The organism is Flavobacterium sp. Root901, assembly GCF_001429765.1.
Classification (GTDB): Bacteria; Bacteroidota; Bacteroidia; order Flavobacteriales; family Flavobacteriaceae; genus Flavobacterium.
In genome coordinates, this window is record NZ_LMJB01000005.1 from 632828 (window position 1) to 646556 (window position 13729).

The 13729-nt window shown below is 33.5% G+C and carries 15 protein-coding genes; 14 read left to right on the forward strand and 1 reads right to left on the reverse strand.

What is annotated here, in order from left to right; genetic code table 11:
- Positions 1-655: 655 nt before the first annotated feature.
- The 4 genes from ASE21_RS06435 to ASE21_RS06450 all read left to right on the forward strand — a co-directional run bounded on the left by ASE21_RS06435 (position 656) and on the right by ASE21_RS06450 (position 2542).
- Positions 656-889 carry a hypothetical protein gene (locus ASE21_RS06435; protein ID WP_057121780.1) on the forward strand — a complete coding sequence of 78 codons (234 nt, stop codon included), beginning with the start codon at positions 656-658 and terminating at the stop codon, positions 887-889.
- Positions 868-1140 carry a hypothetical protein gene (locus ASE21_RS06440; RefSeq protein ID WP_057121781.1) on the forward strand — a complete coding sequence of 91 codons (273 nt, stop codon included), beginning with the start codon at positions 868-870 and terminating at the stop codon, positions 1138-1140. Before ASE21_RS06435 ends, ASE21_RS06440 begins: the two co-directional genes overlap by 22 nt.
- Positions 1141-1206: 66 nt before the next feature.
- A complete protein-coding gene (locus tag ASE21_RS06445) occupies positions 1207-1773 on the forward strand; it encodes a hypothetical protein (RefSeq protein WP_128414662.1) in 567 nt (188 codons plus the stop codon).
- A 163-nt stretch (positions 1774-1936) separates the two neighbouring features.
- Entirely contained in the window at positions 1937-2542 is a 606-nt protein-coding gene (locus tag ASE21_RS06450; RefSeq protein WP_057121783.1) for a hypothetical protein, read from the forward strand.
- 14 nt (positions 2543-2556) lie between these two features.
- On the opposite strand, the gene ASE21_RS06455 is transcribed toward ASE21_RS06450, so the two are convergent.
- Positions 2557-3807 (reverse strand): NAD(P)/FAD-dependent oxidoreductase, encoded by a 1251-nt coding sequence (locus tag ASE21_RS06455; protein WP_057121784.1) that lies wholly within the window; start codon positions 3805-3807, stop codon positions 2557-2559.
- Between the two features lie 101 nt (positions 3808-3908).
- On the opposite strand from ASE21_RS06455, the gene hutH reads away from it, so the two are divergent.
- The 10 genes from hutH (at position 3909) to ASE21_RS06505 (ending at position 13727) form a co-directional block, all read left to right on the forward strand.
- Complete coding sequence (gene hutH, locus ASE21_RS06460; protein ID WP_057121785.1) at positions 3909-5429, forward strand: histidine ammonia-lyase; 1521 nt, start codon at positions 3909-3911, stop codon at positions 5427-5429.
- 31 nt (positions 5430-5460) lie between these two features.
- Positions 5461-6573, forward strand: coding sequence for a WG repeat-containing protein (locus ASE21_RS06465; protein WP_057121786.1), 1113 nt, complete (start codon positions 5461-5463; stop codon positions 6571-6573).
- A 39-nt stretch (positions 6574-6612) separates the two neighbouring features.
- Positions 6613-7839 carry a WG repeat-containing protein gene (locus tag ASE21_RS06470; RefSeq protein WP_057121787.1) on the forward strand — a complete coding sequence of 409 codons (1227 nt, stop codon included), beginning with the start codon at positions 6613-6615 and terminating at the stop codon, positions 7837-7839.
- A 95-nt stretch (positions 7840-7934) separates the two neighbouring features.
- Entirely contained in the window at positions 7935-8666 is a 732-nt protein-coding gene (fabG, locus tag ASE21_RS06475; protein ID WP_057121788.1) for a 3-oxoacyl-ACP reductase FabG, read from the forward strand.
- A gap of 18 nt (positions 8667-8684) precedes the next feature.
- A complete protein-coding gene (locus ASE21_RS06480; RefSeq protein ID WP_057121789.1) occupies positions 8685-9920 on the forward strand; it encodes a beta-ketoacyl-[acyl-carrier-protein] synthase family protein in 1236 nt (411 codons plus the stop codon).
- Complete coding sequence (locus ASE21_RS06485) at positions 9913-10167, forward strand: acyl carrier protein (protein WP_057121790.1); 255 nt, start codon at positions 9913-9915, stop codon at positions 10165-10167. Before ASE21_RS06480 ends, ASE21_RS06485 begins: the two co-directional genes overlap by 8 nt.
- Positions 10167-11048 carry a lipid A biosynthesis acyltransferase gene (locus ASE21_RS06490; RefSeq protein ID WP_057121791.1) on the forward strand — a complete coding sequence of 294 codons (882 nt, stop codon included), beginning with the start codon at positions 10167-10169 and terminating at the stop codon, positions 11046-11048. Before ASE21_RS06485 ends, ASE21_RS06490 begins: the two co-directional genes overlap by 1 nt.
- Before the next feature lie 199 nt (positions 11049-11247).
- On the forward strand, positions 11248-12150 hold the full coding sequence (locus tag ASE21_RS06495; protein WP_057121792.1) for a hypothetical protein: 903 nt from the start codon (positions 11248-11250) through the stop codon (positions 12148-12150).
- A 15-nt stretch (positions 12151-12165) separates the two neighbouring features.
- Positions 12166-13299 carry a beta-ketoacyl-ACP synthase III gene (locus ASE21_RS06500; RefSeq protein WP_057121793.1) on the forward strand — a complete coding sequence of 378 codons (1134 nt, stop codon included), beginning with the start codon at positions 12166-12168 and terminating at the stop codon, positions 13297-13299.
- Positions 13299-13727 (forward strand): hypothetical protein, encoded by a 429-nt coding sequence (locus tag ASE21_RS06505; protein WP_057121794.1) that lies wholly within the window; start codon positions 13299-13301, stop codon positions 13725-13727. Before ASE21_RS06500 ends, ASE21_RS06505 begins: the two co-directional genes overlap by 1 nt.
- The last annotated feature ends 2 nt before the right edge of the window (positions 13728-13729 follow it).

Consider the following 13729-nt stretch of genomic DNA (forward strand, 5'->3'; position numbering starts at 1 on the left):
TATATTGAGAATAATCTTGGCGGGCACAGATTACAAATCTGCACTAACAGGCGGGTAACGGGGTCAAGAAACTAATCCTAAAAAAAAGAAGTAAAATGAATAAAATAATATTGTGGATTTATTTAATATTTATACCCCTTTATTTTTTTCTCTTGTAGCAAAATAGAAAATCAAATAGTAGTAAAAAATATATTATAAAATTAGTTCTCAAAATGATTCTGTAATAGGTTTTTCGCTCAGGGAATATGAATTTAAGAACGATTCGATTACAGAAAAATATATATCAACTAATTTAAAAGGGAAAAAACTCATTGCTTTTAAGCAAGTTTTTTATAAGAAAGAATCAGATCTTTTTATTTTTTTAAATGTGCAAGATGACAATGAAAAGTATTTATACTTTAGGAAGACAAAGAAAGATACATGCTTTTTTGTGGATAGAAAACTTGACATTTTTTTCATTTGTACAAAAGGGGTAGTAAACTTCAAAGAGTATAAAAATGTCTATAAAATATACTATGATGAAAAAGGATTCGAACCTAAAAAGGAGAGTTTATTACTTAACAAAGATTATACGATATTAGCTAGATTTGAAGATTCTTTTGATTATAGAAAAGAAATTATTACGAATTAAAATGAAGTCGATAAAGCTGTAAAATTGAGATTTGATCTTTTATCCAATTCAATAGAAAATGTTCAAACAAAAGAAGGTGATCAAACCAGAAAAACAGTACTGACCTCTGCTATTTCTTATTATGATTCCACTAGTCTTGAAAAAGTTAAATTATTAGTTGATGCAGGGGCTGATTTAAATTATTATAATGAAGGCCATACAGACTTACCTCTTGGATTGTCAATTACATTAGAAAAATGGATGTTGCACTTTATTTAATTATGAGAGGAGCCAATTATAATTTACCGATGTCAAAACATGCAAAAGGTCAAAACATTTATATTTTAAAGGCTTTAAGGCAATGTGTTTTTGATTTGGAATCAACCAAATACAAGCAAAAGAAACAAATCATTCAATATTTAAAAAATAAAGGCCATAATTATTTTGATGAGCCTATTCCTGAAATGACTTTAAAAAAAATTAAAAAGAAATACCCTAGTAATTGGATAGAATATATTCAAAAATATTAATACTAGTGCGCAAAGTCCTCGATATGCAAAGAGTTCCTCATAAACCAATGCAAACGTCTAAAAATTATGAAAAAATGTATTTTAATAACAATTTGCTTTGCTATATATTCATGTACTTGTAAGCAAGTAAATTTGACCAAAAATGAAAAGGAATGGCTAAATCCATATAAAAAAGGAGACATTTTGATTTTTAAAAGTAACCTAGGAAGCATTGACACTGTAAAAGTTATAGATAAAACAGAATTTATTACAAATGAGAATTGCCAATGGCTTACCATTGGAGACACACAAAACCAAGGCATAAATATTGATTTAAAGCCCAATATATGTCATAATAAATTTTACTGTAAGGGCGAGGTTTCAATAATAAAAAGTAACGTTGATGATGAGACTGCACCATTCTTTAGAATTTTTGGGCTTGAATTTTCTAAAAACGTAGATAGATTAATTAAACGAAAAGTGGTGTTATCCACTACAGGCAAAGTCTATAAATCAGCTTACCTATTTCAAGATAAAATAAACGCTGATAATTCAGGCAATAACTATATGAAAACGTTTTTTTGGGACAAAATAGACGGTTTAATAAAGTATGAAAGTAATGATGGCGAAATATTTGAAGTAACTAATAGATAATTTTGATAATATCTTAAAGTAAGTATATATTTTTATTTATAATATATTTGAAATATTGGAATGCAGTAATGAATCCAAACATAATTATAATTTAACAAGAAAAAAGTATTTATCAAAACATTTTAATTATTTTTAGCGTCGTAATTAACCAAAACAGAAAAAAATGAAAAAACTAATTTTTGCTTTATTTATTATTTCCGGAACTGCTTTTGCTCAGGACATGGAAGTAGTAAAAGGAAACTTTGATTTTTTAAAAGATCAAAAAGAAATCAATACAGTATTTGATTATAGCAGCTTCACTATGATGAAAGAAAAAAAATCTGAAGCACAATATATAGAAGAACACAAAGCTGATTTAGATCAAAAAGCAAAAGGAAATGGAAATCTTTGGTACAAAAGATGGGTCGCAGCAAAAGACCAGATCTGGACACCAAAATTTTTAGAAATTGCTAACACAGTATTGACTAAAGAACATAAAGATGTAAGTTTTCAGGAAGGTTTAAGTACACCTTACACTTTAATCGTTCAGACGGTTTGGATTTATCCGGGCTGGGATGCAGGAATTATGAAACAACCTGCAAAAGTGACTACAAATTTAAAATTTGTTGAAACGGCAAATAAATCAAATGTTTTACTTGAAATTACAAGTGAAGAAGCTCCCGGAGATCAATGGGGAAATAATTACAGTAATGAATCAAGAATTGGAGAAGGATATGCAAAAACAGCAAAATCGTTATCTAAACTTTTACTGAAAAAAGCATTCAAATAATAAAAAAGCCCTGATTATTCAGGGCTTTGTTCTTTTTGCATATTTAATAAATACGCCATGTTCTTAATTACATGGTCATGTTTCTTGACAAACGAATTGTCTTCATTCCAGACATAACCTGCTAAAACAGCACAAATTTTTTCTTTTACCTCAATATTTTCCGGCTGATGGAAAAACAAAGTCTGCAGGTTTCCGGTATACCATTCCTGTACATAAGTTGTAAATACCGAAATACCGCGTTTCATATATTGTGTAAATTCAACTTCCCAGTCTACAGGAATTCCCTGCGATTCTTTTAAATATAATTTTGCCGCCAGCATTCCGGATTCAGTTGCAAAAGCTACTCCTGATGAAAAAACAGGATCAAGAAACTCAGAACTATTTCCTGTTAAGGCAAAACCATCGCCGTACATTCTTTTTACTGCCCGTGAATAATTTTCCAGTTTTACAGGCTCAAACAAAAATTCTGTCCCTTTAAATCTCTGAATATAATAATCTGATAGCTGAATAGCGTTCTTCAAAGCCTCGGCGTTATCTTTATTTTCGGATAGCGAATTAATAAAATCTGTTGGACCAACAACTCCTAAACTGGTGTTTCCGTTAGAAAAAGGAATTACCCAAAGCCAGACTTCTGTTTCAAGAATATCAAACGAAATCTGCGTTCCTTCCTCACCTTCCGGTCTGTTAATGTCTTTTACGTGCGTAAAAATCGATGAGTGCGGATCTAATTTTGAAGGTGTGTCCAAATCTAAAAGTCTTGGCAAAACGCGTCCATATCCGCTGGAGTCGACAATAAATTTTGCATGGATTTCTTTTAGATTTCCGTCTTTATCTTTTACAATTGTTTTCGAATTTTTACCTTCAAAAGAAACCTCCAAAACCTCGGTTTCAAATTCCAGATCGACCCCTTTTCGAATCACCTCCTGAGCCATTGTGTTGTCAAAATCAGCTCTTGGAATCTGCCAGGTCCAGTCCCAGCCTTCTCCAAATTTTTTACTGAAATCAAAAACACAGATTTCTTCACCTCTGATAAAGCGAGCTCCAAGTTTTTTTTCAAAGTTCATCGAATTAAGAGCGTCAAACAATTCTGCTTCTGCAAAATGATCCATTACTCTTGGAATTAAGCTTTCACCAACAACAAGTCTCGGGAACTTTTGTTTTTCTACGACTTTTACCTTAACATTGTTTTTATGAAGATACGATGCCGATACGCATCCGGATGGTCCGGCGCCTATTACTAAAACATCTACAAACTCCTTTGTCATAATAAAAATATTATCAATTATTAACCTACATTTGCCATCATCAAAATAACTACAATTATTTTGATAAATAAAATTAAATTAGCACAATCAAAAACGATTTAATGAATACAATTAATGAATATTTAAGTTTAGCAGAGTTTGAAGCTATAATCTTTGGAAATCAAAAGGTTACAATTAGCGATGTAGTACTTAACCGGGTAAACGAAAGCTTCAGTTTCTTAAAGGAGTTCTCTGGAAATAAAGTTATTTACGGCGTTAATACAGGCTTTGGCCCAATGGCGCAATACAGAATTAAAGAGTCTGATCAAATTCAGCTTCAATATAATTTAATCCGAAGCCACTCTTCAGGAACTGGAAAACCTTTAAGTCCGGTTTGTGCAAAAGCAGCAATTTTAGCTCGATTAAATACACTTTCATTAGGGAATTCTGGTGTCCATCCTTCAGTAATTAACCTAATGTCTGAACTTATAAATAGAGATATTACACCATTAATCTTTGAACACGGCGGCGTTGGTGCCAGCGGTGATTTAGTACAATTGTCACATTTAGCTCTGGTTTTAATTGGAGAAGGTGAAGTTTTTTATAAAGGCGAAAGAAGACCGACTCCCGAAGTTTTTGAAATCGAAGGTTTAAAACCAATTCAGGTGGAAATTAGAGAAGGTCTGGCTTTAATCAACGGAACTTCTGTAATGACAGGAATTGGGGTTGTAAATATTTATCATGCCAAAAAATTATTAAACTGGTCATTAAAATCATCTTGTGCCATCAATGAATTAGTTCAGGCTTATGATGATCATTTCTCTGAAGAACTAAACCAGACTAAGCGTCATAAAGGCCAGCAGGAAATTGCTGCTCAGATGAGAAAAAATCTTTCAGACAGTACTTTAATTCGCAAGAGAGAAGACCATTTATATTCTGGAGAAAATACAGAGGAAATTTTCAAAGAAAAAGTTCAGGAATATTATTCATTAAGATGTGTTCCTCAAATTTTGGGTCCGGTTTTAGAAACAATCAACAATGTTGCTTCTATTTTGGAAGACGAATTTAATTCGGCAAATGACAACCCAATCATTGATGTAAAAAACAAACATGTTTATCACGGAGGAAATTTCCACGGAGATTATATTTCGCTTGAAATGGACAAACTAAAAATTGTTATTACAAAATTAACGATGCTGGCAGAACGTCAATTAAACTATTTACTGAATTCAAAAATTAACGAACTGCTTCCTCCATTTGTAAATTTAGGAACGTTAGGATTTAATTTCGGAATGCAGGGCGTTCAGTTTACTGCGACCTCAACAACTGCCGAAAGCCAAATGCTTTCTAACCCAATGTATGTTCATAGCATCCCCAACAACAATGACAATCAGGACATTGTAAGTATGGGAACAAATGCTGCGGTAATTACATCAAAAGTTATCGAAAATGCTTTTGAAGTATTAGCAATCGAAATGATCACTATTGTTCAGGCCATTGATTACTTAGGACAAAAAGATAAAGTGTCGTCTGTTACTAAAAAATGGTACGATGAAATTCGAACTATAATTCCAACATTTAAGGAAGATCAGGTAATGTACCCTTTCGTTCAAAAAGTAAAAGATTATTTGATAAACAGTTAATCAAAAAACTGTAATCACACATTTTATAAATATGAAAAAAATAATTTTTTTATTCCTGATATCTTTTCAATTAATTAATGCTCAAGAACTTGCTTTAGTTAAAAAAGACGGTAAATTTGGTCTTATTACCAAAGACGGAACTTTTGCAGTTGAACCAAAATTTGACAGCGCAAGAGATTTTTCTGATGGATTGGCCGCCGTTAAACAAAACGGAAAGTGGGGATATACAGACAGTAAAGGAAATTTTGTAATTCCTGCTGCCTTTGATAATGCAAGGGATTTTAACAGCGGAATTGCTGCTGTAGAAAAAAAATCGGTTTGGTATTATATCAACAAACAAGGTGAAATATTAAGCGGTAATCCGGAATCAGATAAATTATTTGATTTTCATTATGGTGCAGCTTTTTTTAGACAAACTAATAAAGTGGGTCTTATCAACAACAAATTTGAGATTATTCTGCCTCCAAAATACGATGTGATCAGGGCATTTTATAAAGGTTATGCTAAAGCAGCTGTAAATGGAAAATGGGGAATTGTTGACCCGGCAGGAAAAGAAGTTGTTGAGGCAATTTATGATGAAGTAGGAGATTATTACAACAACACAACCTGGGCAAAAAAAGGGAAAGAGTACGGACTGGTTCATAACGGACAGTTTACTCCAATAGAAGATGTTACTGAATTTGGTTCTTTTGGAACTCAGGATTTAATTGCTGCAAAAAAAGGCGGTAAATGGGGATTTGTAAATTTTGAAGGACAATGGATTCTTAAACCAATGTTTGAGAAAACAAAACCATTTTCTAATAATCTGGCTCCAATATGTATTCGCGAAAAATGGGGTTATACCAATATTGAAGGGACATGCGTAATACAGCCAATATATAATGATGCAGATTCTTTTAGCGAAAATGGTCTTGCTGCCGTAAAAGAAGCATACGGCTGGGGATTTATAGATGAAAAAGGAAAATCGATTATTCCTCCAAACTATGAAATTTCCGCAGCATTTGGAAGCTATAACACGCATGAGGAAAAAGGATTTATTGGCGGATTGGCAAGGGTAAAACGCAATGGAAAATGGGGCTTTCTTAAACCAAACGGAGATCTTTTGGCGGAATGGTTTCAGAACGCCGAACTCTTTCAGAAATAAAACAGAATTTTTACATTATTAATATTGAATCTTAATATCATGAAAAAAACACTTATTTTTTTGCTGCTGGGTTTCATTCAATTTGTTAATAGTCAAGAACTGGCATTAGTTAAAAAGAATTCAAAAATTGGATATATTTCAAAAGACGGATCTTTTAAAATCGAACCTCAATATAAATCTGCTAAAAGTTTTTCTGAAGGTTTAGCCGCTGCAGAAGACAACGGAAAATGGGGATTTATCGATACTAAAGGAAACTGGGTAATTCCGGCTTCTTTTAACAATGCTAAAGATTTTAACAGCGGAATAGCAGTTGTACAAAAAGATAAGGACTGGGTTTATATTAATACAAAAGGAGAAATTCTAAAAGCGCCTGCTACTGAAAAAATATTCGATTTTAATAATGGCGTTGCTTTTATCAGACAAGGAAACAAAGTTGGGTTAATAAATTCAAAACTGACAGTTGTTTTAGAACCTAAATATGACCAGATCAAATCTTTTGAAAATGGTTATGCAAGAGTCGAACTCAACAAAAACTGGGGAATTATTAATACAGACGGAAAAGAATTAATTGAACCGGCTTATTCCGAAATTGGAAACTATTTTAAAGGCACAGCATGGGCAAGAAAAGATAAAACTTTTGGCCTTGTAAGCGGCGGAAAATTTATTCCGGTTGATGGTGCAGAAAAAATATGGGATTTTGAAACACAGGATTTAACCTACGCTAAAAAGAACGGAAAAATTGGTTTTATAGATTTAAAAGGAAACTGGGCAATTCTTCCCATTTACGATAAGGCAAAAGCATTTTCTAAAAATTTAGCTCCGGTTTTAGTTGGAAAAAAATGGGGTTATATCAATTTAAAAGGAGATTTTGTAATAGAACCAACTTACAGCGACGCAGAAGTTTTTAGCTCAAACGGTCTGGCGCCGGTAAAAGAAAACAATTGGGGATTTATCAATGAAACTGGAAAACTTGTAATTCCAACCCAATACGGAATCACTTCAAACGGATTTGTTATTGCATTATTTGTACAGCAGGACAAGGGTTTTATTGATGGTCTTGCCAGAGTAAAAAACGAAGGAAAATGGGGATTTCTAAGACCTGACGGAACCGTATTAGGAAACCAATGGTTTGAAAATGCTGAACTGTTTTCGCAAACAAAAGAAAGAGAGAAAAAGGAAATAAGTACAGCTGCTGAAAGCCCAAAAGCTGAAACAAAAACAACGGCTAAAGCGGCAAATAAACCAGCGGCCAAGAAAAAGAAATAAAATTTATACAATGAAATCGCCAATATGAACCGTTTGAACAAACACCATTAAAAGCGATAACATTTATGACTTATAAAAAAATAAAATCTACATAAATGAAATGTGTATTAGTAACAGGCGGTTCAAGAGGAATTGGCAGTGCTATTTGTAAAAAATTAGCCGTTGAATCTAATTATCATATTTTGATCAATTATCATTCAAACAAAACTGCTGCTGAAGAAACACTTCAGGAAATACAAAAATTAGGAGCAGCCGGAGAAATTTTAGGCTTTGATGTCGCCAATTTTGAACAAGTGCAAAATGTTTTAACTAAATGGCAGGAAGCAAATCCTGACGCAGTAGTAGAAGCAATTGTAAACAATGCCGGAATTACAAAAGATGGTCTTTTTATGTGGATGACTCCCGAAGACTGGAATGGTGTTGTAAACACCAGTCTCAACGGATTTTTTAACGTGACGCAGTTTTTTATTCAAAAAATGCTTCGTAATAAATATGGCCGGATTGTAAATATGGTTTCTGTTTCAGGTGTAAAAGGAACAGCCGGACAAACCAATTATTCTGCTGCAAAAGGAGCAATTGTTGCAGCAACAAAAGCACTGGCACAAGAAGTTGCCAAACGTAATATTACCGTAAATGCCGTTGCACCCGGTTTTATCAGGACAGATATGACAAGCGGACTTGATGAAAAAGAATTATTAAAACTAATTCCGGTAAATCGTTTTGGGGAGGCAGAAGAAGTTGCAGATTTGGTAAGCTTTTTGATTTCAAAAAAATCGAGCTATATTACCGGCGAAATTATTAATATAAACGGAGGAATATATTCTTAAAAATTACTTTGAAAGACGATGAATAAGAGAGTTGTAATTACTGGAATGGGAATTTATTCTTGTATCGGAACTTCTTTAGATGAAGTAAAGGAATCATTGTATAACGGAAAATCGGGTATTCAGTTTGATTCTGAACGAAAAGAATTTGGTTTTCAGTCGGCCTTGACCGGAATAGTTCCAAAAGCCGATTTAAAAAATTTACTTACCCGAAGACAGCGTATGAGCATTGGTGAAGAAACCGAGTATGCTTACATGGCCACAATAGAAGCTTTGAAAAACGCTAATATCGACGACGAATTTTTTGAAACGCGCGAAGTCGGGATTATGTACGGAAACGACAGTGTTTCTAAAGCCATTATCGATGCTACAGATATTGTTCGTGAAAAAAAAGATACGGCCTTGATAGGTTCCGGAGCTATTTTTAAATCGATGAATTCTACTGTTACCATGAATCTTTCAACGATTTTTAAACTTCGTGGTATTAATTTAACTGTGAGTGCGGCTTGTGCAAGCGGTTCCCACTCTATAGGTTTAGCCTATTTTTTAATAAAAAGCGGTTTTCAGGACATTATTATCACCGGAGGAGCGCAGGAAATTAATAAATATGCCATGAGCAGTTTTGACGGATTAGGTGTTTTTTCTAACAGAGAAGGCGATCCTGAAAAAGCATCAAGACCTTTTGATTCGGGCCGCGACGGATTAATTCCGAGTGGCGGCGGTGCTACTTTAATTCTCGAAAGTTACGAGTCGGCGATAGCACGCGGAGCAACTATAATAGCCGAAGTTTCTGGTTATGGATTTTCATCAAACGGCGGACACATTTCGACTCCAAATGTTGAAGGACCGGCTACAGCAATGCAGAGAGCACTTGACGATGCAAAGTTAAAAGCAGCAGATATTGAGTATATAAATGCGCATGCAACTTCCACTCCGGTAGGTGATGCAAACGAGGCTAAAGCGATTTTTGAAGTTTTTGGTGAGAAAAATCCTTACGTAAGTTCAACAAAATCAATGACAGGACATGAATGCTGGATGGCCGGAGCAAGTGAAATTATCTACTCTATCATCATGATGCAGAACGATTTCATTGCGCCGAACATCAATTTAGAAAACCCGGATGAAGATGCTTCAAAATTAAATTTAGTTAAAACTACGTTAAACAAAAAATTTGACATATTTTTGTCCAATTCTTTCGGGTTCGGAGGAACCAACTCGGCGTTGGTGGTTAAAAAGTTTAAATTAAACGATGAATAAAGAAGATATTATAGCAAAAATTAATGGTTTTTTAGTTGATGAATTTGAAGTAGATAATGACGACATTGAACCAGATGCTAATTTAAAAGATACGCTTGGATTAGATAGTTTGGATTATGTTGATTTAGTCGTTTCAATAGAATCCAACTTTGGCGTAAAACTAGTTGAGGCAGATTTTGTTGGAATTTCTGATTTCCAAAGTTTCTATGACCTTATCGAAACCAAATTAAAAGCCAAAACAGCTTAATGAGCGAATGGGATGGCAAATCAAAAGGAACTGTTTTAGGTTATAAAATATTCGTTTTTTTAATTCAGAAAGCGGGTGTCAGATCTGCTTATGTTTTACTTTATTTCGTTGCTTCCTATTACTTTTTGTTTTTAAAGAAAAGCAATCGCGCTATTTTTTATTACTTTAAAGAAAGGCTGCAATATTCCTATTTTAAATCAAAAAAAATGGTCTTCAAAAGTTATTACACTTTTGGACAGACTATTATTGATAAAATTTCCATTTCGGCCGGAATGCGAAACAAATTCACCTATGAATTTGACGGAATTGATATTCTAAAAAATCTTCTGGCCGAAAAAAGAGGCGGTGTTTTAATCAGCGCGCATGTTGGGAATTTTGAAATTGCAGAACATTTTTTTGGAGAAATTGATATCGATTTTCAAATCAATTTAGTCACTACAGATCTCGAACATTCTGCCATAAAAAATTATCTGGAAAGCATTACTCAAAAGCCAACCGTAAAATTTATTATTATAAAAGAAGATTTGTCTCATATTTTTGAGATAAATGCGGCTTTGGCCAATAATGAATTAGTCTGCTTTACAGGCGACCGTTATTTTGCAGGTACAAAATCACTTTCTGAAAGTATTCTGGGCAGAGAAGCAAATTTTCCTGCCGGACCATTTTTAATCGCATCCAGATTAAAAGTTCCCGTTGTGTTTGTTTACGTTATGAAAGAGCCAAATTTACATTATCATTTATACGCAAGAGAAGCAGCTGTAAAACACCGTGACGAAAAAGCGCTGCTAAAAGAATATGTAACGAGCGTAGAAAGTATTCTGAAAAAATATCCGCTGCAATGGTTTAATTATTTTGACTTCTGGAATGATTTGAAAGCATAATTCTACAGAGAATTATACAAGTTTTTTCCTGTTCTGTTATCAAAAAAAGAATTTTAGCACCTCATTGTTTACCTGCATTTATAATAATTTAAAACAATGTAGTTTTTGAAATAAAAGGCAGAAACCAATACCTTAAACAAGAAAATTCGTTTAAATAAATTTACTTACTTTTGTCCGCAATCAAAGCAAGTAAACCTAAATGAAAAACATCCTCGTTATTTATTATTCCCAGTCAGGACAGTTAGAAACGATTGCGCAAAATATTGCAAAACCGTTTTTAAACTCAGGGGATATCAATGTAACTTTTCACGAAATCCAGCTGGAAAAACCCTTTCCTTTTCCGTGGAATAAGGATTCCTTTTTTGATGCCTTTCCAGAATCTTTTTTACAGATTCCGACATCATTAAAACCAGTTCCCGAAGAAATTTTAAATACAAAATTCGATTTGGTACTTTTCCATTATCAGGTTTGGTATTTATCACCTTCAATTCCAATTAACTCGTTTTTAAAGAGCGAAGAAGCCAAAAAAATCCTGAACAACACACCAGTTATAACCATCAGCGGTTCAAGAAACATGTGGATTATGGCGCAGGAAAAAATCAAAACTTTACTTAAAGATGCCAACGCACAATTAGTCGGAAATGTGGCTCTGGTAGATCGTGTTGGAAACTTAATCAGTGTGATTACAATTGTCGAATGGATGTTTTCTGGGGTTAAGAAAAAATATTTAGGCATTTTTCCGCTTCCGGGAGTTTCAGAAAAAGACATAAACGAATCTCCAAAGTTTGGAGAAGTAATGCTTTCTGCATTTAACGAGAATAATTTACAAAATTTACAGCCAAAACTGGTTTCAATTGGTGCCGTAAAAATTAGTCCCTATTTAGTAACTGTTGACAAAACAGCCAATAAAATTTTCAATAAATGGTCAAACCTTATTTATAAAAATCAAAAAAACCGAAAAAAGCTTCTAAAAGTATTTAATGTTTATTTATTCTTGGCAATTTGGTTAATCTCACCAATAGTGTATATATTGCACTTTATTTCCTATCCTTTTAAGTTAAAAACCATAAAAAGAGAAACTCAATATTATCAGGGAGTTTAGAAGCGAATTTAGATTATGTTTGAAGTATATATAACAAAAGCTGCAAAGTACCTGCCCAACGAAGCTGTTTCAAATGATGAAATGGAAGCTTATTTAGGCCTTATTAACGATACTGCATCAAAAGCAAGACGTATTATTTTGCGCAACAACAAAATTACAAGCCGTTATTACGCTGTTGATAAAGCTGGAAAAAGCACGCACAGTAATGCCGAATTAACACGAAATGCTATTTTGCCATTATTCGATGAGAATTTTACGCCACAGGATTTAGAAGTCCTTTCATGCGGAACCTCAACTCCGGATATTTTTCTTCCTTCGCACGCTGCGATGGTTCATGGTTTGTTAAAAAACAAATCGGTAGAATTAAACTCTTCAACAGGAGTTTGCTGTGCCGGAATGAACTCTCTTAAATTTGGTTTTCTTTCCGTACGATCCGGGAATTCAAAAAATGCAGTCTGTACAGGATCAGAAAAAGTTTCTACCTGGCTGAATGCCCAAAAATACAATCACGAAGCCGACAATTTAAAAAGTCTGGAAGAACAGCCGATTATTGCTTTCAAAAAAGATTTTTTAAGATGGATGCTTTCAGATGGCGCAGGCGCTTTTTTATTAGAAAATAAACCAAGAGGACCTATTTCTCTAAAAATAGAATGGATGGAAGCTTTTTCGTATGCTTACGAATTAGAAACCTGCATGTATGCCGGAGGTGATAAATTAGAAAATGGAGAAATTAAATCATGGAGCGATTACGCGCCGGAACAATGGCTTAATGAATCTGTGTTTTCTATCAAACAAGATGTAAAATTATTAGATGAATTTATCCTGACGAAAGGTGCTGAAAGCATGAAAGATGCAATGGATAAAAACAACATCAAATCTGAAGATATTACTTATTTTATTCCTCATGTTTCTTCAAACTTTTTTGTTGAAGGACTAAAAAAAGGATTAACTGAAAAAGGAATCGGAATGAGTGATGATAAATGGTTTATGAATCTTTCCAGAGTTGGAAATGTAGGTTCTGCTTCTATTTATCTGGCTTTGGAAGAATTAATGAATTCAGGCAATTTGAAAAAAGGAGATCAAATTCTTTTATCAGTTCCTGAAAGCGGAAGATTCTCTTTTGCATATGCGTATTTAACTGTGTGCTAATGGAAGTTTTACTTTTAGAAAAAGAAGCTGTCGAAAATTTATTACCTCAAAAGTTTCCTTTTGTTATGGTAGACAGCATGATTTCTTATAGTGAAACATCATTGGTTTCGGGATTTAATATTAAAAGCGACAATATCTTTTTTAATAATAATACTTTTTTAGAAGCCGGTTTAATTGAGCACATGGCACAATCTGTGGCACTGCACACCGGATATCAGTTTTTTTTAAGAAATGAAACAGCACCAACCGGATATATTGGTTCTATTAAAGAAATTGAAATTAAAAAACTGCCGGAATTAAACGATACAATTCAATCTGAAGTGACTATTTTACAGGAATTTGCCGGAATTACTTTAGTGAACATTGTTACGAAACTAAACAATGAAGAAATTGCAAACGGACAAATGAAAACCGTTTTAGCGAAATAATA